This window comes from Bifidobacterium sp. ESL0763 (assembly GCF_029433395.1).
Classification (GTDB): Bacteria; Actinomycetota; Actinomycetes; order Actinomycetales; family Bifidobacteriaceae; genus Bifidobacterium.
On the sequence record NZ_JAQTHW010000002.1, the window covers coordinates 676,783 to 699,075 of the forward strand.

15 protein-coding genes and 1 tRNA gene are annotated in these 22,293 nt (G+C 66.1%); 13 read left to right on the forward strand and 3 right to left on the reverse strand.

Annotated features, from left to right (window positions below):
* From PT282_RS03630 to PT282_RS03685, 12 genes are all read left to right on the forward strand, one after another.
* Window positions 1-969, forward strand: a complete 969-nt coding sequence (locus PT282_RS03630) for a magnesium transporter CorA family protein (protein ID WP_277168207.1) — start codon at window positions 1-3, stop codon at window positions 967-969.
* A 62-nt stretch (window positions 970-1,031) separates the two neighbouring features.
* Window positions 1,032-2,015, forward strand: coding sequence for a transporter substrate-binding domain-containing protein (locus PT282_RS03635; protein ID WP_277168208.1), 984 nt, complete (start codon window positions 1,032-1,034; stop codon window positions 2,013-2,015).
* Between the two features lie 83 nt (window positions 2,016-2,098).
* The gene (gene leuS, locus PT282_RS03640; RefSeq protein ID WP_277168209.1) at window positions 2,099-5,077 is read left to right on the forward strand and encodes a leucine--tRNA ligase; all 2,979 of its coding nucleotides are present in this window, start codon (window positions 2,099-2,101) and stop codon (window positions 5,075-5,077) included.
* Between the two features lie 395 nt (window positions 5,078-5,472).
* The gene (locus tag PT282_RS03645) at window positions 5,473-7,128 is read left to right on the forward strand and encodes a ComEA family DNA-binding protein (RefSeq protein WP_277168210.1); all 1,656 of its coding nucleotides are present in this window, start codon (window positions 5,473-5,475) and stop codon (window positions 7,126-7,128) included.
* A 401-nt stretch (window positions 7,129-7,529) separates the two neighbouring features.
* Complete coding sequence (locus tag PT282_RS03650; RefSeq protein WP_277168211.1) at window positions 7,530-9,230, forward strand: ComEC/Rec2 family competence protein; 1,701 nt, start codon at window positions 7,530-7,532, stop codon at window positions 9,228-9,230.
* 123 nt (window positions 9,231-9,353) lie between these two features.
* Window positions 9,354-10,337 (forward strand): DNA polymerase III subunit delta, encoded by a 984-nt coding sequence (gene holA / locus PT282_RS03655; RefSeq protein WP_277168212.1) that lies wholly within the window; start codon window positions 9,354-9,356, stop codon window positions 10,335-10,337.
* 1 nt (window position 10,338) lies between these two features.
* Window positions 10,339-10,965, forward strand: coding sequence for a tRNA (adenosine(37)-N6)-threonylcarbamoyltransferase complex ATPase subunit type 1 TsaE (gene tsaE / locus PT282_RS03660; RefSeq protein ID WP_277168213.1), 627 nt, complete (start codon window positions 10,339-10,341; stop codon window positions 10,963-10,965).
* A 151-nt stretch (window positions 10,966-11,116) separates the two neighbouring features.
* Window positions 11,117-12,070, forward strand: a complete 954-nt coding sequence (gene tsaB, locus PT282_RS03665) for a tRNA (adenosine(37)-N6)-threonylcarbamoyltransferase complex dimerization subunit type 1 TsaB (RefSeq protein WP_277168214.1) — start codon at window positions 11,117-11,119, stop codon at window positions 12,068-12,070.
* Between the two features lie 8 nt (window positions 12,071-12,078).
* Window positions 12,079-12,732, forward strand: a complete 654-nt coding sequence (locus PT282_RS03670) for a GNAT family N-acetyltransferase (RefSeq protein ID WP_277168215.1) — start codon at window positions 12,079-12,081, stop codon at window positions 12,730-12,732.
* Window positions 12,725-13,768, forward strand: coding sequence for a tRNA (adenosine(37)-N6)-threonylcarbamoyltransferase complex transferase subunit TsaD (gene tsaD / locus PT282_RS03675; protein ID WP_277168216.1), 1,044 nt, complete (start codon window positions 12,725-12,727; stop codon window positions 13,766-13,768). The genes PT282_RS03670 and tsaD overlap by 8 nt, the downstream gene beginning before the upstream one ends.
* 172 nt (window positions 13,769-13,940) lie before the next feature.
* Window positions 13,941-14,013, forward strand: a tRNA-Asn gene (locus PT282_RS03680).
* A 433-nt stretch (window positions 14,014-14,446) separates the two neighbouring features.
* The gene (locus PT282_RS03685; protein ID WP_277168217.1) at window positions 14,447-17,407 is read left to right on the forward strand and encodes an acyltransferase family protein; all 2,961 of its coding nucleotides are present in this window, start codon (window positions 14,447-14,449) and stop codon (window positions 17,405-17,407) included.
* Window positions 17,408-17,468: 61 nt separating this feature from the next.
* Here the strand turns inward: PT282_RS03685 and PT282_RS03690 are convergent, their stop codons facing one another.
* Window positions 17,469-18,158, reverse strand: coding sequence for a DNA-3-methyladenine glycosylase I (locus PT282_RS03690; RefSeq protein ID WP_277168218.1), 690 nt, complete (start codon window positions 18,156-18,158; stop codon window positions 17,469-17,471).
* A 196-nt stretch (window positions 18,159-18,354) separates the two neighbouring features.
* Between PT282_RS03690 and PT282_RS03695 the strand changes: the two genes are divergently transcribed.
* Window positions 18,355-19,140, forward strand: a complete 786-nt coding sequence (locus PT282_RS03695) for a M23 family metallopeptidase (protein WP_277168219.1) — start codon at window positions 18,355-18,357, stop codon at window positions 19,138-19,140.
* 8 nt (window positions 19,141-19,148) lie between these two features.
* Here the strand turns inward: PT282_RS03695 and PT282_RS03700 are convergent, their stop codons facing one another.
* Window positions 19,149-20,930, reverse strand: coding sequence for a hypothetical protein (locus PT282_RS03700; RefSeq protein WP_277168220.1), 1,782 nt, complete (start codon window positions 20,928-20,930; stop codon window positions 19,149-19,151).
* Between the two features lie 81 nt (window positions 20,931-21,011).
* Window positions 21,012-22,229, reverse strand: a complete 1,218-nt coding sequence (locus PT282_RS03705) for an NADP-dependent isocitrate dehydrogenase (RefSeq protein WP_277168221.1) — start codon at window positions 22,227-22,229, stop codon at window positions 21,012-21,014.
* Window positions 22,230-22,293 lie beyond the last annotated feature (64 nt).

Consider the following 22,293-nt stretch of genomic DNA (forward strand, 5'->3'; position numbering starts at 1 on the left):
ATGTTGAGGATGTTCAATACCATCAACGGACAGGTGGAGCAGATCAACAAACCGGAGAACGGTTCCTGGATATGCCTTTCCGACCCCACCGACGTCGAGCTCGCCACCGTCGCCCAGCAGACCGGCGTGGACCTCGCCGACCTGCGCGCCCCGCTCGATGACGAGGAGCGATCCCGCGTCGACGCCGAGGACGACTACACCATGATCATCGTCGACATCCCCACCGTCGAGCAGCGCGACGGCCGCGACCACTACGAGACCATCCCGCTCTCCATCGTCATCACCGGCCACACCATCATCACCGTGTGCATGCGCGACACGCCGGTGCTGCACCCCTTCATGGAAGGCACCATCCGCGGGTTCAACACCTACATGAAATCCCGGTTCGTCCTCCAGATCCTCTACCGCAACGCCACGATGTACCTGCGCTACCTGCGCATCATCGACCGCAATTCAGACAACCTCGAGCTCAAGCTGCAGCATTCCATGCAGAACCGCGAGATCCTGATGCTGCTCGAACTGTCCAAGACCTTGGTCTATTTCACCACCAGCCTCAAGTCCAACGAGATCGTCATGGAGAAGCTGCGGGTCACCGAGAAGCTCAATTCGCTCACGCACCTGCGCCAGTACCCCGAGGACGAGGACCTCCTGGACGACGTCATCACCGAGAACAAGCAGGCCATCGAGATGGCCAACATCTACAGCGGGGTCTTGGCCAACATGACCGACGCCTCCGCCTCGATCGTCTCCAACAACCTCAACAACGTGATGAGGATCTTCACCATCATCTCCATCGTCCTCTCCATCCCCACGCTGATCTTCTCCATGTACGGCATGAACTTCCAGCAGGGCATGTTCGGCATGCCGTTCACCGGCTCGCGCTGGGGATTCCTGATCGTGGTGGTCGTCTCCCTGCTCATCACCGGTCTGGCCACATGGTGGCTCACCAGATCGAAGCTCTTCAAATGAGGGGCGGGTGCGATCGTCTCATCTCCCTCGCGAGGCATGCCGGCCTGGCCGGCATGGCTGGCATGGGCCCACGTCGGGGGAGCGGCAGCGGCTTTAGGCGGCGCCGTCGTGGCTGGCGTGCGCTCGCGGCCGCGCTGTGCGGGCTGACGGTGTCGCTGGGCGCGGCTTGCGGCGCCGTGCCGTTCCCGTCCGCCGGTGTGCCCCAGGGGCCCACCATCGCCATCGCCGTCCCCGTCGACGAACCTGGCCTCGGGCTGCTGCACGAGGGCCGCTATTCGGGCTTCGACATCGAGGTGGCCCGATACATCGCCAAGAAGCTCGGCTACGCCAACAAGCAGATCGTCTTCAAGCCCGTGGCTCCCGGCCAGCGCGCCTCGATCCTGCGCGAGGGCAAGGCCGACATGCTCGTCGCGGCGCTGCCCGCCGACCTGGATGTCTCCGGCCAGCCGGGCGACGGCGGCATCGGCGTCTCCAAGCCATATCTCAGCGTCCCGCGCGGACTGATGGTCTCCTCGGTTCCCTCCGCTCCGTCCGATTCCTCCGCTTCGGCCCCTTCCTCTTCCCATGGCTCACACGCTTTCAAGGACCGTACTTCCTTCGGCGGCCGTCCTGTCTGCACGGCGGCCAGTGGGGTCGACGAGACCGGTTTCGCCCAATACCTGCCCGGAGCCGTCCTGCGCACGCGCGCCAGCTACCAGCAGTGCCTCACCGCCCTCATCGCCGGCGAGGCCGACGCGGTGAGCGCCGATGACGCGCTGCTGCATGGGCTCGCCGTCAGCGTGCGCCACGGGCACATGAGGGTACTGGACTCGCCGGCCTTCACCATGGCCGACGGTTCCGCCCCGGTTGCGTCGCCCTCGCAGGTCGCGGTGGTGCGCCATGCCGTCGCCGTGCGCGAATCCAAGGGGGAGCTGACCGGCAAGATCGACTCGATCCTCGACGACATGGCCCGCGACGGCTCGTGGCGCAAGGCCGCCGACACCATGTTCCGCACCATCGGCTACCGGCCCGATGCCGCGCTCAACGCCCGGATGCGCCGCAGGTGAGACGGTCCCACATACCCATTCCCCCGGTCACGTTCTGGAAGATGGGCCGCCTGTGTCCAGTTGAGCCACGATAATTTCGAGATATGAGTGACAACGAGCAGAGCGTGGACGGCCACGCCAATTCATCAAGCCAGCCAGCCTACCGCTACAACGCGCACATGGCGCAGGGCATCGAGGAGAAATGGCAGAAGACCTGGGACGAGAAGGGCACCTTCTGGGCCGCCAACGTCTCCGGTGACCTGAAGGACGGCAAGGGGCGCAACGCCGAGGGCCGCACCCCCTACTTCGCGATGGACATGTTCCCCTATCCTTCCGGCAAGGGCCTGCACGTCGGCCATCCGCTGGGCTACCTCGCCACCGACGTGGTGAGCCGCTACCACCGAATGAAGGGCGAGAACGTGCTGCACGCCATGGGCTACGACGCCTTCGGCCTGCCCGCCGAGCAGTACGCCGTGCAGACCGGCCAGCACCCGAGGGTGACCACCGAGGCCAACATCGCCAACATGCGCCGCCAGCTGCACCGCATGGGCCTGAGCTTCGACAACCGCCGCACCTTCGCCACCATCGACCCCGGCTACATGCGCTGGACGCAATGGATCTTCTCGCGCATCTATGACGCCTGGTACGACCCCGACTTCACGCGCCCCGACGGCGGCAAGGGCTCCGCCCGCCACATCGACACGCTGATCGACCAGTTCAAGAGCGGCGAACGCGCCATCCCCGGCTTCGAGGATTCCGGCAAGGAATGGGACGAGCTCACCGAAGCCGAGCAGGCCGACGTCCTCAACGACTTCCGCCTGGCCTACATCTCCAAGTCGCCGGTCAACTGGTGCCCGGGCCTGGGCACGGTGCTGGCCAACGAGGAGGTCACCGCCGAAGGCAAGTCCGAGCGCGGCAACTTCCCGGTCTTCCAGCGCGAGCTGCGCCAGTGGTCCATGCGCATCACCGCCTACGGCCACCGCCTCATCGAAGACCTCGACATCATCGACTGGCCCCAGAAGGTCAAGCTCATGCAGCGCAACTGGATCGGGGAATCCCACGGTGCCTCCGTGCACTTCAAAGTCGCCACCCCCAACGGCGAGCGCGACATGGAGATCTACACGACCCGTCCCGACACCCTCTTCGGCACCACCTTCGCCGTGGTCTCGCCCGAGCATGACCTCCTGGCCGATGCGCCCGAGGCATGGTCCGCGGGCATCCCGGACAGCTGGAAGGGCGGCTACGCCACACCCGCCGAGGGCATCAGGGCCTACCGTTTGGCGGCCGAATCCAAGACCGCGCAGGACCGCGTCGACGAGGGCGGCGAGAAGACCGGCCTGTTCACCGGCCTCTACGCCACCAACCCCATCACCGGCGCCAAGCTGCCGATCTTCACCGCCGACTACGTGCTGATGGACTATGGCACGGGCGCCATCATGGCGGTGCCTGGCGGCGACCAGCGCGATTACGACTTCGCCGACAAATTCGGCCTGCCGGTCATCTATACCGTCGAACCGCTGCCGGATTCGGGTGAGAACCTGAGCGACTACGAAGGCAAGGCGCCGTTCGTCTCCCACGACGGCATCGTCATCAACTCCTCGACCGAGCACACGCAGGCCAAGGGCGACGCGCTGAGCCTCGACGGCCTGCGCGTCAACGACGCCATCGACAAGGTCAACGCCTGGCTCGAATCCGCGGGCGTGGGCAAGGGCACCGTCAGCTACCGGCTGCGCGACTGGCTCTTCTCCCGTCAGCGCTACTGGGGCGAGCCGTTCCCGATCGTCTACGGCGAGGACGGCGTGCCGCATCTGCTGCCCGACTCGATGCTGCCGATCAACCTGCCCGACGTGCCGGACTACAGCCCCAAGACCTTCGACCCGCAGGACGCGGAGAGCAACCCCGAGGCGCCGCTGAGCCGCAACGAGGACTGGGTCAAGGTCACCCTGGATCTCGGCGACGGCCCCAAGACCTACTACCGCGACACCAACACCATGCCCAACTGGGCCGGCTCCTGCTGGTACTACATGCGCTACATCGACCCGAGCGACACCGAGCACATGGTGGAACGCGACGAATACGACTACTGGATGGGCCCGAACCACAACGCCGCGTCCGGCAAGACCGGCGGCGTGGACCTCTACGTCGGCGGCGTCGAGCACGCGGTGCTGCACCTGCTCTACTCGCGCTTCTGGCACAAGATCCTCTTCGACCTGGGCTACGTGGACTCGCCCGAACCGTTCCACAAGCTCTTCAACCAGGGCATGATCCAGGCCTACGCCTACACCGACGACCGCGGCCAGTACGTGCCCGCCGCCGAGGTGAAGGAAGGCCCGGCCGACGCGTCCGGCGAGCCGACGTTCACCTACAACGGCGAACACGCCAACCGCGAGTTCGGCAAGATGGGCAAGAGCCTCAAGAACATCATCACCCCCGACGACATGTACGCCACCTACGGCGCCGACACATTCCGCCTCTACGAGATGAGCATGGGCCCGCTCGACGAGTCCCGCCCGTGGAACGACCGCAACGTGGTGGGCGGCATGCGCTTCCTGCAGCGCCTCTGGCGCAACGTCGTCAACGAGGAGACCGGCGAGGTCACCGTCAGCGAGGAGACCCCCGACGCCAAGACGCTGAAGCTGCTGAACAACACCATCGCCGACGTGACCGTCGAGATGGAGCACATGCGGCCCAACACCGCCATCGCCAAGCTCATCGTCCTCAACAACAGGCTCACCGGCCTCAAGGCCGTGCCGCGCGCCGCCGTGGAGCCGCTGATCCTCATGCTCTCGCCGATCGCGCCGCATATCTGCGAGGAGCTGTGGCAGAAGCTCGGCCACGAGGAATCACTGGCGCATGTCGACTGGCCCCAGGCCGACGAACGCTACGTGGGCGAGGACTCCGTCACCGCCGTGGTGCAGATCAAGGGCAAGGTGCGCGCCAAGCTCGAGGTCAGTCCCTCGATTGATCCCGACGAGCTCAAGGCGATGGCCTTGAAGGCCGTCGAGAAGCGCCTGGGCGGCAAGGAGCCGCGCAAGGTGATCGTCAAGGCGCCGAAGATCGTCTCGATCGTGCCCGCCGAATAGCGGAGGGCGGGCCGGCCGCGCGTCATCGACGGCCGGCATCGCGAGGGGCGTCGGATTGCGGTCCGGCGCCCTTTCCGTTTGTTGTGGAACGGTTGCCTGTCGTGTCGTGGCTTGGTTGAGACGTGTTGCGGCAGGTCATGGCGTGGTGTGGCGGATGTGGCATGGTACGGCATGGAGCGGCTCGGTTTTGCCGTGACGGGGCATGGCGCGGGGCGACTCCTGGTCTGAGTGGCGCGAATGGTGTGAGGCAGGTTCCGGTTTGATGTCATTGCCGGGGCCGTGGTTGTGTTTGGGGTCCGACAATCGTTCTGCCGACTGGCGACACGCCGAAAATGTGGATAACCCCAACCGTTCGACCACAGTGGCCGTTTCCGCTTTGCTTCTCGCTCGCGGACATGCATGCTGGGTTCATGGACACGATGAAACCTTTCGCAGGCGAGAGCGTGGGACTCGCCGGTGTGGCGGTCAGCACGCCACTGCCGCACGCCGTCACGGACGCCAACGGCATTGGCCGGCACGCCTTGCGTGGCGATGCCTTGATGCCGGGGCGCGACGGCCTGAAGGGCAACGATGTGGCACACGGTTACGGCCTGGCCGGCAGTGGCGTAGGTGTTTCGGGCGTCAATGGACCCTGGGGATATGGCGCAGATCGCAGTGTTGCTGACGGTGTGCTGAGTGTTGATGGTCTGGATGGTGATGGTTCGAGCGGCGATATTCTCGGCGCTCGCGCGTTGGGCCATGGCGTGGGTGGTGGCATCGTGGATGATGCCACCGTGCTGGGCGGTCTGGCGAGGTATGGCGATCCAAACCGTCGTTCGGGCGGAACGGGGCCACGATGGGAGCGACGGATTCCGGCCAACTCCGGATTCGCGTCACGCCGTGTCACTCCATTGCCATTGGACGAGGGGATTCGGCGGCTTGGCCTGCCTCCGTTGCCGGCCGCGCGTTCATCGGTGGGTTCGGTTCCGTCGGTAGGTTCGACTCCATCGGCGAGCGGCCAAGATTCTGAGCAGGCTATCGCCGCCACGACTTCTTTCCGCGACGTCGCTGCCACGGCTTCCTTCCATGACGTCGATGGCCTCGCCGACCTGAATGGCGGTGCTGGTGATGTCACCGCTATCGAACGTCATAACGGCGTGGTCGTTGGTGGCGTGGATGCCACGAACCATGCTCATGATACGGATGCGGCTAGCGATGGTGGCGTTGCGAAACATCCCAATGAAACGGCTGTTTTCGGTGGTGCGGATACCGCGAATGCGGATGATGCCATGGATACGGCCTCACGCGTGACGGACGAGGATGCGGAACTGGTGCCGCATGGAGGTGTCGCCGATACCCGGCGTGGTCGCCATCGCCGCTCCATCGATGGCCGGCACCGGCGCCCGGCGAATGGCAGGCATCGCGAAGATTCGACTGGTAATGGTGGACGGTCGGCAGGTGGCAGGTATCGCGGGGGTTCGGATGGCGGTAGCCATCGGTCATCAATGGGTCGCGGACATCGTGACGTCGAGACTGACGGGCGCCAGCGGCATGGTGCGCCCAGAAGCCTGCCGAGGCTGCTGTTCAAACCGACCCACGCGCTCATCGTCATTCTGGTGCTGATCATCGCCCTGTGCGCGAGCCTGACGATGCTCATCGAGCAGACCATGAACTACGCCAGGCAGGATTCGATGGCGACGGCCAGCCTGGCGAACTCCGGGCAGTATGGTTCCGCGTCGGGTTCCGGGAACGGCTTCGCGAAGCAAGGCAAGGGCAAGTCGAAATCCGGAGCCGGGGAATCCGACGCCGCACAGGGGAGTGCGGACGACGCGTCGGCACCGCAGAACGCGGGCACGCCAGGCGCGCAGGCCGATTCCTCGCTGGTCGATATCAACACGGCCGACGCCGCGCGCCTGCAGACCATCAAGGGCGTCGGGCCGGTAATGGCCCAGCGCATCATCGACTACCGCAATTCCAACGGACGGTTCACCAGCGTCGACCAGCTCCAACAGGTCAGCGGCATCGGCTCCAAGACCCTGGAGAAGATGCGCGGGCAGGTGACCGTCTCATGATCGGCGCAGGGAAGAGGAGAAGACGGCGTGCCACCGGACCCTCCGAGAACGGGAGGCCCGGATACGGCAGGCTCGAGCAGGGTAGCCGAGACTGGCGGATGCTGCCCGTCGCCGTCACCGTGTGGGCGTCCATGCTCGCCACCCATGCCGCGTTCATGGCATTGACCGGGCAGCGTTCTGGCGCGGGTGGCGGTGACGGCAATTCCCGTTCCTCTGCCGCGACTCCTCGCTCCGGACCGCTTGTTTCCATATTGGATACCGTTTCGAACGTCTGTTCGAATCTGTCGATATCGTATCTGATGGCGCTCGCGGCCGCGCTCATCGTCCTCGCCGTGCTCGCTTGGCAGGTACGGCGGTTTTGCCAGGACTACGGGGTAGCGAACCGGGAGGATGCGTGTTGCTTGGAAGAGACGAATGGTCAGGCGCTCGCCGACAGCGCTGATATCGCCGATTCCGCTGGAGTTTCCAGTAATACCGATGACGCCGATGCTGATCGGGTCAAGTCAGGACGCGTGCCGGAACGCGCACCAACACGACGGCACGGCATCTGGCTCGCCGGATGCGCCGCGCTCGCGGCAAGCGTGCCCAGGCGCTCGGTGGGGACGTGGGGATTGGTGCTGGTGTGCGTCACGGCCATCTCGTCGTTGGCCTGCCTCGCCTCCGAGGTGTCGCAGTTCCGTGACCCGGCCGTCGTCCTCGCCAGGCAGGGACGGGCGACGGTCGGGGCGCGGGTGAGGCTCACGTCCCCGGCCACCGCCTCCAACTCGTTCGAGGCCGACTGCCAGGCGCGCGCCCGGCTCAAGGGCATCCGGCACGATGGCGTGGACGCGGGCAGCGCCGCCACCCTGACGCTCTATGCGGACCAGCCGGATTGCGCCAAGCTGGACGACGGGGAGGCCGTCGCCGTCAAGGGCACGCTGGAGCAGGCGCGTTTCGGCATCCGCCCGCTGTCGCTGAGCGCCGGGGAAGGCATGGTGCGTCCGGTGGCACGGGCCTCGCCGCCCCAACGGATGGTCGCCTCGATGCAACGCTCGTTCTTCTCGGTGACCGAAGGGCTTTCGGAACAGGGGCGCGTGCTCGTGCCGGGGCTCACGATCGGATTGCTGGGCCAGGATTTCATGGGGCCGACCAGCCGCGAGCCGGTCGACCAGACCTTCGCCACGCTGCTGCAACGCCGCTTCAAGGATTCCGGCATCATGCACCTGATGGCCGTCTCCGGAGGCCATTTCGCCCTCATCGGCGAGCTGGTGCGCCTCGGCTGCGCATGGCTGCTCCTGCCACGCCGGCCGGTCTCGTGGCTGACCATGCTGGCCTACGTGGCGCTCGCGGCCGCCATGTATCCCTCGGACTCGGTGTTGCGCGCGCTGGTCATGGGCGTCATCGTCTGCCTGGCCCGGATGGCCGGGCGACGCCCGCAGGCCCTGAGCGCGCTGAGCTGGACGGTCATCGCCACACTGCTGGCCGATCCCGCCATGGCACGCAGCTTCGGATTCGCCCTCTCGTCCGCCTCCGTGCTGGGCATCGTGCTGTGCGCGAGCCGGCTGGCTGGTTGGATGGCAACGCTGTTGCCCGGTGTCCTGGCCGAGGGCATCGCGGTGACGCTCGCCGCCCAGATGTTCACCCTGCCGATACAGGTGCTGATGGACCCGCAGCTGCCCCTGCTCTCCGTGCCGGCCAACCTGATCGTGGCCCCGTTCGTCGATTTCTCGACGCTGACCGGACTGACGGCCCTGCTGCTGGCCGGATGCCTGCCCCGCGTCGCCTTCGCCTTCGCGTGGGCGTCGAGCTGTGGCACGGTGGTGATGCGCTGGTGCGCCGACACCATAGGCTCGCGCACCCACGCCACCATGCCATGGGCAGGCGGGATCGGCGGAGCGCTGGCGGTGGTGCTCGCCGAAGTCGTCGCCGTGCTCTCGGCCCAGGCGTTTCTGCGCTGGCTGCGGTACCGGCGACGCGAGGATGGTGTGGACGTCGGATCCCGGTTCGCGCCGAATCCCAAGTCGAAGATCGTCACCTGGCTCGGCGAGACCAGGCAGATGCTGCGACAGAACGAGGACGGCGCGGGCCCCGATGACGGAGCCGTGCGGACAGGGCCGAATTGACGATGCGCCGACGCGGGCGATGTCCACCGATGACGCGACATTGAATACAGCGATAGGATAGGCGAGGACGGGCGCCCGACCGGTAGAAGGCCAGGTGCGTTCAATAACGACGGGAGGAGGCGTATGGCGGGCACAGCCAAGAACAAGGCGCCGCGGTTCAGCGTGGTCATGGGCGGCGACGCGTTCCTCAACGACCAGCAGGTGCGCGACCTCAGGGCATCGGCGCAACGGGCCGACCCCGAGGCCGAACTCATCGAGCTCGACGCCGGCGAGGCCAGCCAATACGACTTCGACGAGGCGGTCGGCCCCTCGCTGCTCAGCCCGAGCTCCATCGTCATCGTGCGCCACATGCAGAACGCCGACGAAGGGCTGGGCGAGGCGATGGTCGCCTACTGCAAGCAGACGGTCCAGGACCCCACGGCCAGCGCCGTGGTCATCGCCCAGCACGACGGCGGCCAGAAGGCCAAGCGCCTCGTCGACCAACTGACCAAGGCCGGGGCCGCCAAACCCGAGGTGCCGGACCTCAAACGCGCCGACGCCAAGCTCGGATTCGTGATGGGCCGCTTCAAGCGCGAGCACCGGCGCATCGACCCGGCCGCCGCCCAACAGCTGGTGGCCGTCCTGTCCGACAACACCGGCGAGCTCGCCGCGATGTGCTCCCAGCTGTGCTTCGACTTCGACGACGACCCCATCGGCCTGGACCTGGTCAACCGCTACCTCACCTCCAATCCGCAGGTCACCGGCTTCGCCGTCGCCGACAAGGCGCTCGCGGGCAACGGGGCGCAGGCCATCGTCGACATGCGTGCCGCCGTGGCCCAGGGCACCGATCCCATCGCGCTGGTCGGCGCGCTGGCCATGAAGCTGCGCACTCTGGCCAAGGCTTCGGCCGTACGTTCTGGCGCCATCTCGCGCGCCGAGGCCAAGACGAATCCCTGGGTGCTCAAGAACGCCATGCGCCAGCTCGGCGGATGGACCTCCGACGGCCTGTCGCGCTGCATCCAGACGCTGGCGTGGGCCGACGAGCAGAACAAGACCAACGGTGGCGACCCGCTCTACGCGCTGGAACGCTCCATCGAACTGATCAGTCGCAAAGGACGTGTGTCATAGCATGGCGAACAACAATCTGAGTCTGCCGGTGCCCACCGGCGAGGACATGAAAACACTCGGCTCGCAGGTGGCCGGGCTCGTGCGCGGCGGCGATGTGCTGCTGCTCTCCGGGCCCCTGGGCGCCGGAAAGACGACTTTCGCGCAGGGCTTCGGCACCGGGCTGGGCATCGAAGGACCCATCGTCTCGCCAACCTTCACCATCGCCCGCGAGCTCGACGGACACTTCCGTGACGGTCTGCCGGCCCACCTCATCCACGTCGACGCCTACCGCCTCGGCGGCGACGACTACGCGCCCGGTCAGGACACCGTCGGCCGCCTGCTCGACGAGCTCGAGTCGCTGGGCCTCGACGAGGAGCTGGAAGATCCGGGGGAGCATAGCGTCGTGCTGATGGAATGGGGCGAGCAGATGGCCTCGGCCCTGGCCCCGCAGCGCCTCGAGGTGCATATCGACAGGGCGCTGGACACATCCGCGTCGGACAGTGTGGATGTCGGACATGGTGACGACGAGAACAATAACGACGACGGGCCGGCCATGCTCAGCGCCGACGGCACGCGCAGGGTCACCTTCGTGCCATGCGGCGGGCGATGGAGCGGTTTCGCCAGCCAACTCGAGTCCATCCGCGGCTGACCTCGCGCCGGCCGTGTCTCCGAATCGGGGGAGCGGCGACGGTTAGCGGTGGGTTGTAGAGTGGCAAACGCATATACGGGCGTCGTCCAAGACCGGCGGAAGGCCGGCGTCACCAGGCACGATGGACACCCGGCCTGCATCGGAGGAATTGATGACACACACGTTGGTGATTGACACCTCATACGGTTCGACGGTAGGCGTCGTCGGCCTCGAGCCGATCGTGGAGACCGACTCGCGCACGCATGTCGAACGGCTGCAGGACAACATCGCCCGCGCCGTCAGCGAGGCCGGACTGCGCCCCGACCAGCTCGATCGCATCGTCGTGGGCGTCGGCCCCGCACCCTTCACCGGGCTGCGTGCCGGCATCGTCGCCGCCAAGGCCCTCGCCTTCGCCACCGGCGCGCAACTTCTTGGCCAGGACATCCTCGGCGTGCAGGAACGCATGATGCGCCTCTGGCGGAAGGGCGATGACTCGCTACGCAATTGCCCGTTCCTCGAGCCAGCGAAGACCTCCGCCGATTCCCCGTCCACGCGCCACCTGACCCTGGCGGTCAACGACGCGCGTCGGCGCCAGCTGTACTTCGCCCTCTACGGTGACGGGACCGGAGAAGGGACGACCACAGGCGACAACGTTCCGCTGATCGCCATGGACATCGATTATCCCGCGCATATCGCCGAACGCGTCATGGAGGCGTTGGGCTCCCTTGGCGAGGCGCCATGCCTGGTCGATGTCGTCGGCCACGGCGCGCGGAAGTACGCGGAGGCATGGCAGGCGCTGGGCACGAACCTCGGCGCGGTCATCGACTCCTCGGCGCTCGACGCGGGCGGCGCGGGGCTGCGGATCTTCATGGATGCGGCGCTGAGCTCCCAGGACGGGATGGAACAGGGCCGTCACGAGGTCTCCGGTGATGACGGCGATGCGGATGATCCCGTCAAGGCCGCCGACTCCGATATGGACGAGCATGAATTCGCCGCCCGTGCCATCAAACCCAACGGCCCGGTCGAACCGCTCTACCTGCGCCGGCCCGACGTGTCGGTGCCGAACCCGCTCAAGCACGTGCTCAACCACGACGGCGCCACCAAGGCGGCCGAGGCGAGGCGATGATCGTCGCCATGCCATCGCTTGGCCGGGCGTGGGCGCTCGGGCAGGCCGCGCTTCTCGACGCCGAGTTGTTCGGCGAGGACGCATGGAGCCGCGACGAGATCTGCTACGAGTTCGACGCCCCCGACCGCGTCTACCTCGCCGACGTCGTCTTGGCGAGCGACGTCCTCGGCCAAGGCTCCGACGGCGTGGCGGACACCGGGCCGGCATTCGCTCGGCCCACGGAACCCATGGCCATGCGTGGCTACGCGGGCATGTGGTGCGCCGAGGGCACCGCGCAGATACTGACCGTCGACGTCGCACGGAATCACCAACGGCAAGGCGTCGGCCGGACCCTGCTGCGGGCTCTGCTCGACGAGGCCCGCCGGCGCGGGACGCACCGTGTCTCGCTGCAGGTCCGCGTCGGCAACTCGGCGGCGCTTGGGCTCTACTGCGGGTTCGGCTTCACGACGGCGCGCGTCCTGCGCAACTACTATGGCAAACGCGACGGCGACGCCTACGAGCTGACGCTGGGACTGGGGCCGAATCCGGTCGGCTTCGCGTCTGGCGCGGTCGGGCGCAACAAGACGGACAAGACGAACCGGATAAACAACACCAACAAGACGAACGATATGGCAAGCAACGCGCCGGCAATCCCGGCGGAAGGACGGACGGACGATGAGTGAACCGATAGTGCTGGGCATCGAATCCACATGCGACGAGACCGCGGCGGCCATCGTGCGCGGCAGGACCCTGGTCTCCAACGTGGTCGCCTCCTCGATGGACGAGCACGCCCGCTACGGCGGCGTCATCCCCGAGATCGCCTCGCGCGCCCACGCCGAGGCGTTCGTGCCGGTCGTCTCCAAGGCGCTGGCCGACGCCGACATGTCCCTGGCCGACATCGACGCCATCGCGGTCTCCGCAGGCCCTGGACTGGCCGGATGCCTGGCGGTCGGGGTCTCCGGCGCCAAGGCGCTGGCATGGGCCTCGGGCAAGCCGATCTACGGCATCAACCACGTCATCGGCCACATCGCCGTCACCCAGCTGCAGTTCGGCGCGTTTCCGCCCGATACCCTGGCGCTCATCGTCTCCGGCGGGCACACCTCGCTGCTGCACGTCAAGGACGTCGCGCGCCACGTCGACGTGGTCGGCACCACGCTCGACGACGCCGCGGGGGAGTGCTTCGACAAGATCGCGCGCCTGCTCGGCTTCCCCTACCCGGGCGGCCCCCACATCGACCGCCACGGCCAGCTCGGAGACCCGCACGCCATCAAGGTCCCGCAGGGGCTCACCAAGGGCAAGGCCGGCAAGGAGCACCCCTACGACTTCAGCTTCTCCGGCGTCAAGACGGCCGTCGCCCGCTGGGTGGAGGCCGAGCGCGCCGCCGGCCATGAGATACCGGTGGACGACGTGTGCGCCTCCCTGGCGGACTCGGTGGCGAGCGTGCTGGCCAACAAGGCGATCCGCGGCTGCAAGGAATACGGCTCCGAGACCCTCATCGTCGGTGGCGGCTTCTCCGCGAACTCGCAGCTGCGCGCCAAGCTGCTCGAGGTGGGCGAGGCCAATGGCGTCGAGGTGCGCATCCCGCAGCTCAAGCTGTGCACCGACAACGGGGCGATGGTGGCCACGCTCGGCGTCAACCTCGTCGAGGCCGGCGTGCGGCCCTCGCCGATGGACTTCTCCATCGACTCGGCCATGCCCATGGATGTCATCAGCGTCTGAGGGGAATTCGCGTGCCATGATGGCATCCGTTCGGGGGCGCCAGAGTGGTTGCCGGACCCCGGATGCCAGGCGGGAGAAGCCCTGCCGCAGACGACACGCCACTGACTTGCGCAAAGCGCATTGTTGTATAAGATATGTTTCTTGTGCGGTGCTTCAAGCGCTGCGCGGACATTCCCGCATAGCTCAGTTGGCAGAGCGTCTGACTGTTAATCAGAATGTCGCTGGTTCAAGCCCAGCTGCGGGAGCTCACAGAAATCCTCGGAGTCATTATGGCTCCGAGGATTTTCGCTATCATGCGCCGTCTTAGTGCCGCTAAGAAATCCGTTGGGCCGGTACCCGAATGGATCGGATACCGGCCCGCGGCATTTGAAGCGGGACGATCCAAATACGCCCCTGCCGGTTTCGACACCATCCGGTCAAAAGCTTTTGCGCGCCTTCATGGTCCGGATGGGTAACGTTGCCGTTTCCGACTTGCTTCAACCATACCGTAACTTTTGGGATAATGTCTGATTCAGATAACAATATTTTCGCTGGACGTTTGTTCTATGAGCCAGATGACGGGCGGGCGCGAAGGGCGGCGTGTCGCGCTTGGGGCCATCCACTCCTCTTGATAATCTTCTATTCGGTGCATGGCAGTATTGCCGGCCTATGATTGGTTGAAAGGCGAAGACGGAGTTGGTGTTGCGGCGGTCAGGGCAGGCAGACGAGAGCCATGGGAATTCACAGGCCTCGGACGGTGATGCCAAGGAAACGGTATCCAAGGGCACAAGCGTGAACCGGGGCGGCAAGGGCACGGCGCCTTCCCGCAAATCCGGTTCCGGCAAAGGCAAGGCCAGCGCCAACAAGGGCACGTCGCATCGTTCCGGGAACAAGAAGGCATCCGGCAAGTCCGAGGACGGACAGGCCAAGAAGCGGGACGCTTCGGACCATAAGAGCGCCAAATCCGAGACCAAGCCGCACGGCGATGCGAAGAACTCGCAGGGCAAGACGTCGAAACGATCGAACCAAGACGCGTCGAATCGTACTTCGAGGCGCAAGAAGCAGTCGAAGGCCGCCAAGCCGACCACCAAGGCTGGCACGTCGACCGCGAAGGGTGACAAGGCCGCGAAGTCTGCGGATTCCAAACAGTCGGCCAAGAAGACCGTCAAGACGGCGAAAAACCAGCAGTCGGCCAAGAAGCAGACCGCAAAAGCTGTGAAGTCTGGGAAACCTGCGCAGGCGAAGCAGGCCGCTAAGTCTGCGAAGCCTGCTGTGCAAACGAATCAAAACACGAAGTCTGCGGAAGCCACCCAAGCGCAGCAATCCACGAAGTCGGCGTCGAAGCGTCATCGCGCCAAGATGAAGGCGCAGCCGAAGCCCGCGTTGCCTCCCAAGCATCCGGACAAGGCCCGGAAGCCTGCATTGCCTCCGCGCACGTCGAAGGCAGCGAAACCGGCATTGCCTCCCAAGCCCGCGAAATCGGCGGAACAGACGAAATCGGAATCGAGCGCGCCGGCCGTCGTGTGGCACAGGCTCTATCCTTCGGATTCCGGGGAAACGTCGGACTCGGCAGTGGCCGACCAGACGCAGCAAACCCGGAAGGACCGGGAATCCCAAGGACATAGGAAGTCGTCGAACGCCGGTGGGTCTTCGGCGTCTTCCGCATTGCAGAAGCCGTCTCCGGCAAAGGCGGCCGAACCAGCAACCGGGTCCGCAGCGGTTTCGGCATCCGCCTCGGTCTCCGCCCCGCGCCACGTCGACGCCATCGACGGCCTGCGCGCCCTGGCGATCATCGGCGTGGTGGCCTACCATGCGCGCCCGTCGCTGCTGAGCGGCGGCTTCCTCGGCGTCACCCTCTTCTTCGTCATCTCCGGCTTCCTGATCACCGCCAGCGTCGAGCGTCGCTTCGCCTCCGCACGCGGGTTCGGCTTCTGGAGCTACCTCTTCAGCAAGGTCAAGCGCCTGGCGATCCCGGTCTTCGCGCTGATGGTCCTGGTCGTGCCGGTCACCTACGCCGTCTCGCCGGGCCTGCTGCCCAAGGTGCACGCCGACGCGCTGCCCAGCGTGCTCTACGCCAGCAACTGGGTCTACATCTTCCGCAAAGTCCCGTATTTCGCGGCCGCGGGCCTGCCGTCGCCATTGACGCACCTGTGGTTCCTCGCCGTGACCATGCAGTTCTACCTGCTGTGGATCTTCGCACTGTGGCTGATGCACCGCCTGCACTTCCGCCGAGGCCTGAAATTCACTGTCAGCCTCGTTCTGGCCATCGCCTCGAGCGCGGCCATGGTCCTGCTCTACGCGTCCACCGGCGACGTCTCCCGCGTCTATTACGGCCTGGACACCCGCTTCTCGGAGCTGATGATCGGCGCGATGCTCGCGTTCCTGGTCGCCAACCGCCGGTCGGATGGCACCACGGATGCCGCTTCGACCATCGCCTCGACCGAGGCATCAGCGGCCCAACCGTCCCAGAACCGCACCGGCTCGATACTGCGCGCCCTGGCCGGCCTGTGCCTGCTCGCCGCGACCGTGGCGCTCTACGTCTTCGCCGACGGCAACGACACCCTGCTCTACCGCGGCGGCTACCAGCTTGTGGCGCTCATGATGGCGTTGCTGCTCTTCGTGGTGCTCGACACCCGCAACTGGTGCTCGAAGGTGCTCGGCTCGCGCGTGCTGCGCTACATCGGCTCCCGCTCGTTCTCGATCTACCTGGTCCACTATCCGCTGCTCGAGTTCATGAACCCCGCGATCCGCACCTCCAAGCCCGCATGGTGGGAGCTCGTGGCGCAGATGCTGGTGGTCTGGCTCGTCGCCGAGGCGTTCTACTGGCTGGTGGAGGCGCTGCGGCCCACGGCCAGGCGCAAGCCCGGCCCGTTCGGCGAGGTGAGGATCGCCTCCAAGACCATCGCCGCACTGGGCGTGGTGGTCACGCTGGTGGTCGCGTTCGCGCCGTGCAACTGGACCGCCGTGGCCCAGCAGCGCTCGACCGACCTGCGTCGCGAGTTCCTGACCGTCGGCAACGCCACCGGCGTCGGGGGAGCGATGAAAAGCGACGTGCTGGCGCTACGCCGCGACCCCGTGCCCAAGCCCTCGCGCAACCTGCCGCCCAAGCTGGTGCCGAAGGCCGCCAAGGTGCCCAAGAACCTCGACGCCTCGCACTGGACCTACGACGCGGCCAGCGGCACCTGCACCGCGGATCCGCTCATCATCAGCGATTCGGTGGAGATGGGCGCCCACGACTACGTGCAGGACCACATCCCCGCCGCCTTTCAGGACAACCTCGTCGGCCGTCCCTTCGGCGCCGGATTGGGCCTCTACCAGCAGCATCTGGGCGAGGGCCACAACGGCGTGCTCATCATGGCGCTGGGCACCAACGGGCCCATCAACAGCCCGCAGGAGATCGAGGACGTCATCAAGGCCGCCAACGGCAGGCCCGTCTACTTCACCACCGTGCGTGCGCCCGTGGCCTGGCAGGACAGCAACAACGCCATCCTGCGCTCCGTGGTTGCCAAGCACAAGAACGTGGGTCTGCTCGACTGGTACACGTTGAGCAACGGCCATGCCGAATATTTCTACGACGACGGCACGCACCTCACCCCGGGCGAGGGCGGCGGACGCGAGGCCTACGGCATCATGGTGCGCCAGGCCCTGTGCGGACAGTGAGGCGATCGGGCGGGCATGACTGGTTTCTGATCGGAATTCGGCCGGTTCCAGCCCGAACCGTTCAGACGCAGCGGAAACAGCCGACGCAGTGGTCGTTGACCATGCCGATCGACTGCATGTAGGCGTAGATGATCGTGGGGCCGACGAATTTGAAGCCGTCGGCCTTCATCGCCTTGCTCATCGCCTCGGCCTGCGGCGTGGTCACCGGCACGTCGGCCCATTGCTTGGGCCGGTTGGTCTTCGGCCCGTCCGGCGCGAACCGCCAGATATAGTCGGCGAACGGCATATCCAATTCCAGCACCACCTGCGCGTTGTGGATGATGGCCTCGATCTTGCGGCGGTTGCGGATGATCGCCTTGTTCTCCAGCAGTTCCGGAATCTCCGGGGTCATCGCGGCCACCCGCTCGACGTCGAAGCCGTGGAAGGCCTCGTCGAGGCTGGCGCGTTTGTTGAGCACCGTGTTCCAGGAGAGCCCGGCCTGCATCGCCTCCAACCCGAGCTGTTCGAACAGCTGTTGGGAGTCGTGGCAGGGCACGCCCCATTCGTGGTCGTGGTAGTAGGCCATCAGCGGCGAGATCGCCTCGAGCGGCCAGCAGCGCGGGAGGCTGCGGTCGATGTCTGGCGTCTGCGCGGCTGCCGGTTCGTTCGTCAAGGCGTTGCCCGCATCGGATCTGATGACATCGTTGTTTGGCGTATGGGCCTTGTCGATTGTGGCGGTTTGTCTGGTCTTTTTCTTGGTGTTCTTATTCATTACCAACCAATATAGGCGGTGATGAAGCCTTCTTCGTTTTCTCTTTAATCTGACTGACGACATCGCGACATGCCGCGACACGCCCGGAATGTGGATAACCCCAACCGTTCGACCACATAAGCCCGTTCCGCTGGATTCCGCACCCTCGCCGTCGCAGGATGGAAGCATCAGGTCGATACCAGAGAAAGGAGATGGGATGAACGATGTCGAGGAGCGCAGGAGATGGAGGGCCAGGCGCTGGCGCGAGCGACAATGGCTGAGGCGATGGAGTCAGATGACGGCCGTCATGCTCGCGGCCGTCCTCGCCTTCGCGCTGTTGCTGGTCGAGGTGGGCGCCGATGCCGGAGCCGAGGCGATGCCGGCTGTTGGTATGGATGCCGTGGCGAATCCAATCGGATCAAACCGGTATCCGGCGCTGACCACGCAAGCCGTACTGACGGAAAGCGCCGTTGATGGCTCAGGAGCGATTGCCGATGATGGGCAAGTGCATGATGCCCGCGAACCATGCGTGGACGGGACGGCGCTGGCTCCGGGCGTGACGCCGGCGGCGACGACGGGGGAGGCGGACTGCAAGGCGCAGTTCTTCTGGCCGGTCCATCCGGCCGTGGTCATCAGACGTTTCGACGCGCCGGCGAACCGCTGGGGGCCGGGCCATCGCGGGGTCGACCTCGCCGCGCCCGAAGGCACGCCATTGACGGCGCCGACCAGTGGCATCATCAGCTTCGTCGGACTGGTGGCGGAAAAATCGGTGGTCAGCATCCGCCACGGCCGGCTCACGCTCACCTTCGAGCCGGCGCAGACGGTGTTGCCGCCCGGCACCCCGTTGGTCAAGGGCGCGCCGTTCGCCACCGTGGCCGGCATATCCGACCATTGCACCGCCATCTGCGTGCATTGGGGCGTCAAGGACTCCAGAAGGAACTACACCGATCCGGCCCACAAGGTACGCAAGGAGAAGATCGTGCTCAAGGAGCTCGATCCGTGACGCCCGGCTCAGATGCCGGCGTCGGCCATGGAGATGTAACCAGGCTCGATCAGCTGCGCCTTCAGGTTGTCGGCGCTCACGGGCACCAGCCCCTCGCTGATCATCGGCACGGAGGAGCCTTTCGCGCCCTGCTGCCTGCCGACGAACGCGTAGTCGGTGAAGGAACGCCCCGCGCCCATGCGCGTGAGCACCTTGGCGATGTCCTCGCAGAGCGCCTGGCTGTTCTCCATGCCGGTCATCCACTGCTTGCCGTCGACGATATGGCCGATCATGTCGAGGTAGGCGCCGTAGCCGGTGACGATGGGCCAGGCCATGGCGGCCTTGTTCGGCTGCTTGCCGGACTGCGCTTCGGCCTGTGCGTCCGTCGAACCGTTGTCGCCACCGTTCTGGGAATCGTCCTTGCTCTTGGGGCTCGGCACCGCGAGGCGGTCGATGTCCTGGTGGCCGGTGATGCTGCCGACGATGCCGGAGACGCTGATCTCGGGATTGATGTCGGCGGAGGTGCCGGTGTATTTGAGGTTGCCCAGCTCCTCGACCACACCGGAGCTGACGAAGTCGTTCATGGCGATGATGCCGTCGATGTGGCGGGGCGCGGAACCCTCGGAGCCGTCTGTCAGGCGCTTGTCGAGCGCGTCCCTGATCTCGCTGGTCTTGCCGGCCTGGAAGGTCAGCTTGCGCCAGTCGTCCTTCGTGGTGCCCTTGCCGATCAGCCCGGAGGGACTCACCGCCTTGCCCTCCTTGAAGTAGGGGCCGAGTGCGTTCCAGATGCCCGCGAAGGCCTGCCTGGCGAACTGCGTGTCGGATCCCGCGGCCTCCTCGCCGCCCTTGGCGTCGTCACTGCCCGGGTTGACCGGCAAGAGCACCTCGATGTCCTTGGGATGGTTGCTGGTCGCCTTGTCCAGCGCGAGCTTGCTGATGAGCTGCTGGGCCTGCAGGGCGCCGATCTGCTCGGGCGTCGACATCTGCACGTAGGCGTCGGGGGTGAAGCCGGCGATCGGGTCGGCGAGCACCAAGACATGAGCCCCGGCCTTGCGCGCCAGCTTCAGCGCCTTCACCAGGCGTTTGCCGTCCGCGGTCGTCTTGGCGTTTTTGCCGCCATTGCCACCGTTGCCGGACTCGGAGCCGTTGCCATTGGAAGCTTGTCCGTTCGTGGTCTGCTGCTCGCCGTTGGCTTGGTCGCCGGGATTCTGCCCGTCCGCAGGCTGTTGTCCGCCAGCGGCCTGTCCGTCGGCCGGCCGCCCGTTCGGCGATTGCTGCCCGTCGGCCGGCTGTTGCGCGTTGGGATCCTGCGCATCGGAGCCCTGAGCGTCGGTCGTCTCGTCGGCGGGTGTGGTGACGTAGTCGCCGTACTGCCGCAGGTCGCCGTCGGCTCCCATCACCGGCGCCACGATCAGGAAGGTGTGCCGGTTCTGGCTGGCGGTGGACGAGGAGAGGCGGTTGACCACATAGTCCTGCACGTCCTTGCCCATCTGCGTGGCGTCGCCGTCGCTTTTGGTGGTGATATTGCCACGCGTGAACCCGGACTTCACCAGCTGCTTGGTCAGGCGCGGGGTGAACTTCGTCCACTTGTTCAGCGGCGTGTGCTGGGAGATGGAGAAGCCGTCCTTGGGCGTGAAGATGGCGATCTTGGAGGCGGCGACCTGTTTGGAGGTGGCGCCGCCGTCCGCGCCCGTCGAGGGAGCCGCGCCCTGGCCGGCGGAGCCCGAGCACGCCGAAAGCCCGAGGGCCAGCGCCACACAGGTCAGAAGCGTCGTCACACGGGTGAATCGGTGCAGGTCTCGCGCCTTCATGGGACCATCCTTCTTAGCAGATGCAAAATCGACATAGCCCATACTAGACCGTGCCGGATAAGAGGGGAGCCGCCGGCCCGCTCACCGTGCCATGGCGCGCCGCAGGCCGTCCTCGAGGGCGTCCATGAACTCTTCGGTGTCGAGCCACGGCTGCTCCGGGCCCACCAGGATCGCCAGGTCCTTGGTCATCCTGCCACCCTCGACGGTCTCGATGACGACCCGCTCCAGGGTGCGGGCGAAATCGTCGACCTCCGGCGTCCCGTCGAGCTTGGCGCGCTGCTTGAGGGCGCCGGTCCATGCGTAGATCGAGGCGATGGGGTTCGTGGAGGTCTTCTCGCCCTTCTGCCAACGGCGGTAGTGGCGGGTGACGGTGCCGTGCGCGGCCTCGGCCTCCACGGTTTTCCCGTCGGGCGTCATCAGCACCGAGGTCATCAGCCCCAGAGAGCCGAAGCCCTGCGCCACGGAGTCGGACTGCACGTCGCCGTCGTAGTTCTTGCAGGCCCACACGTAGCCGCCGTGCCACTTCATCGAGCTGGCCACCATGTCGTCGATGAGCCGGTGCTGGTAGGTGAGCCCCTCGGCCTCGAAGCGCTGTTGGTATTCGGTCTCGTAGACTTCGGCGAAGATGTCCTTGAAACGCCCGTCATAGGCCTTCAGGATCGTATTCTTGGTCGACAGGTAGACGGGGTAGTGGCGCAGCAGCCCGTAGTTGAAGCACGCCCGCGCGAAGCCGCGGATCGAGTCGTCGAGGTTGTACTGCACCTGGGCCACGCCGGCGCCGGGATAGTCGTAGACCACGCGTTCCACCGGCTCGCCGCCGTCGGCCGGGGCGAAGGTGACGGTCAGCCGACCGGGCCTGTCGACCTTGAAATCGGTGGCCTTGTACTGGTCGCCGAAGGCGTGGCGGGCGACGATGATCGGCTTGCTCCAGCCGGGCACCAGGCGCGGGATGTTGGAGATGACGATGGGCTCGCGGAAGATCGTGCCGCCGAGGATGTTGCGGATGGTGCCGTTGGGCGACTTCCACATCTTCTTCAGCCCGAATTCCTCGACCCTTGCCTCGTCGGGGGTGATGGTGGCGCATTTGACGCCCACATGGTGCCGTTTGATCGCGTTGGCCGCGTCGATGGTGACCTGGTCGTCGGTGGCGTCGCGGTTCTCGATGCCGAGGTCGTAGTAGTCGAGGTCGATGTCGAGGAAGGGCAGGATGAGCCGGTCCTTGATCTGCTTCCAGATCACCCTCGTCATCTCGTCGCCGTCCAGCTCCGCCACGGTTCCCTCGACCTTGATCCTGCCCATGCCTGCTCTCCTTCGCTTCGTGCGGACCGGACGGCGCGTCGTGCCTTTGGCCAGGCCTCCCGGT

What these genes read in the sequence shown, in the direction of transcription:
- PT282_RS03630 (WP_277168207.1), top strand. Translation starts at nt 1, where the DNA reads ATGTTGAGGATGTTCAATACCATCAACGGACAGGTGGAGCAGATCAAC.
- PT282_RS03635 (WP_277168208.1), top strand. Translation starts at nt 1,032, where the DNA reads ATGGGCCCACGTCGGGGGAGCGGCAGCGGCTTTAGGCGGCGCCGTCGT.
- leuS (WP_277168209.1), top strand. Translation starts at nt 2,099, where the DNA reads ATGAGTGACAACGAGCAGAGCGTGGACGGCCACGCCAATTCATCAAGC.
- PT282_RS03645 (WP_277168210.1), top strand. Translation starts at nt 5,473, where the DNA reads ATGCATGCTGGGTTCATGGACACGATGAAACCTTTCGCAGGCGAGAGC.
- holA (WP_277168212.1), top strand. Translation starts at nt 9,354, where the DNA reads ATGGCGGGCACAGCCAAGAACAAGGCGCCGCGGTTCAGCGTGGTCATG.
- tsaE (WP_277168213.1), top strand. Translation starts at nt 10,339, where the DNA reads ATGGCGAACAACAATCTGAGTCTGCCGGTGCCCACCGGCGAGGACATG.
- tsaB (WP_277168214.1), top strand. Translation starts at nt 11,117, where the DNA reads ATGACACACACGTTGGTGATTGACACCTCATACGGTTCGACGGTAGGC.
- PT282_RS03670 (WP_277168215.1), top strand. Translation starts at nt 12,079, where the DNA reads ATGCCATCGCTTGGCCGGGCGTGGGCGCTCGGGCAGGCCGCGCTTCTC.
- tsaD (WP_277168216.1), top strand. Translation starts at nt 12,725, where the DNA reads ATGAGTGAACCGATAGTGCTGGGCATCGAATCCACATGCGACGAGACC.
- PT282_RS03690 (WP_277168218.1), bottom strand. Translation starts at nt 18,158, where the DNA reads ATGAATAAGAACACCAAGAAAAAGACCAGACAAACCGCCACAATCGAC.
- PT282_RS03695 (WP_277168219.1), top strand. Translation starts at nt 18,355, where the DNA reads ATGAACGATGTCGAGGAGCGCAGGAGATGGAGGGCCAGGCGCTGGCGC.
- PT282_RS03700 (WP_277168220.1), bottom strand. Translation starts at nt 20,930, where the DNA reads ATGAAGGCGCGAGACCTGCACCGATTCACCCGTGTGACGACGCTTCTG.
- PT282_RS03705 (WP_277168221.1), bottom strand. Translation starts at nt 22,229, where the DNA reads ATGGGCAGGATCAAGGTCGAGGGAACCGTGGCGGAGCTGGACGGCGAC.